This is a genomic window from Microbacterium sp. NPDC058389, assembly GCF_042722305.1.
In the GTDB taxonomy this organism is placed as follows: Bacteria; Actinomycetota; Actinomycetes; order Actinomycetales; family Microbacteriaceae; genus Microbacterium.
In genome coordinates this window covers 1-1,486 of sequence record NZ_JBHXJQ010000033.1, presented here as the reverse complement: position 1 = coordinate 1,486, position 1,486 = coordinate 1, and the positions used below count along the sequence as shown (strand labels likewise).

General features: G+C 38.4%; 1 pseudogene. It reads left to right on the top strand.

What is annotated here, in order from left to right:
* Window positions 1-643: pseudogene (locus ACFWJ8_RS20940) on the top strand (hypothetical protein); the annotation flags it as partial.
* Window positions 644-1,486 lie beyond the last annotated feature (843 nt).

Below are 1,486 nucleotides of genomic sequence, written 5' to 3'. Positions count from 1 at the left end.
ACGGCAAAATCAATTACATATAACTTTGACAAACAAGAAAAATATGACGGACACGAAAAAACTTTATAGTGATTTTCAAAATTTTATCGACAGGTTGCGTTATAAATACAAGAAAGAAAGTTCGATAGATTATTTATCGGTGGTAGAGCCACAAGGACGTGGAGCCTGGCATTGTCATGTTTTAATGCGCTTTAATGATTTGGATAAGATTTATATTAAAAATGCTGAATTAAGGAGTCTATGGGGTTTAGGATTTGTAACAATCAAGTCATTAAAGGATATAGACAACATAGGAGCCTATTTGAGCGCTTATTTGACTGATATAGACCTAGAAGATGTCCAAGACAGGGAAACAGCCTTAAAAGTGGCTTCAGAGGGCTGTGAGGTGCAAACAAAGATCGTAGAAGGTCGGGAAAAGAAATTTTTAAAAGGCGGACGGCTGCACATGTATCCTTCCGGAATGAATATGTATCGAAAATCAAAAGGGATTGTTAAGCCGGAACGGGAAGAAATGAAGTTCGGAGACATAAAAAAAGTAGTGGGTTCGGCAAAACCACACTACGAGAAAAGTTATCATGTCGAAAATGACAATTTTGAAAACACAATTTCGTTTCTCCAGTATAACACAAAACGTGATTTTTGAAGCAAAACGGTTCCTCTTTATGGAGCCGTTTTTTTTATTTCCCGAAGGGTTATTTGTCAGAATGACAAACCGATTTCGAGCCGGCGAGAACCCATTGTCACACCACGATTTAGGGGGTGTGTATAAATGGGCACTCTCTGTGAAATTTGAAGCTTTGAAATTCCGAATGGCGCACTTATACACTCTGTCGAGTGAGTGCTAAAATGCTGAAGCATTTCCGTCAAGCGTGTGGAGGAATCTTGTAGAGAGATATAGCATAGATACCCGTATCTCTAGAGATATTTTGGTATATCCCTGCTATATCTATGGGGTATCTATGCTATATCTTTGGCTTCAAAAACGGCACCTGTTCTAAGAGCATAGAAACTCAACAGGCACAGCCTGTTTGACACCCTTTTTTTTAGGGTGGCACCGAGTTTCCTTATGCTCTTTTTCTCTGAAGCTAAACCTGTTTTATATGTCGTAGTCTTTTTATTGGGAGTGACCCCTTGCTGTACAATTTCCGGAGGTGCCGATAAGGGACGAATTTTCCCTTGTCGGTTGCCTTTGGGGATTGTAAGGGGTGGAGGCTCGGAATCAAAAGGAAACGAAATATCATTCCGAGTGTGCTTCTTTTTTCTGTTCTTGAATTCTATTATTTCCAATGTTAGAATTATGTTAACAACTTGTTAGGAGTGTGTTTGGATGGAAGAGAAAAAACAAATTGGACCTCGAATTACTGTTGAAACATTTAAAAAGCTAGAGTTATTAGCCGAACATTTTACAAAACACAATGAATTTGGAAGAGTTTCAAAAGATGCTGTAATTGAGTTTGCTATTAAGGAATTGTATAGGGACTATTTC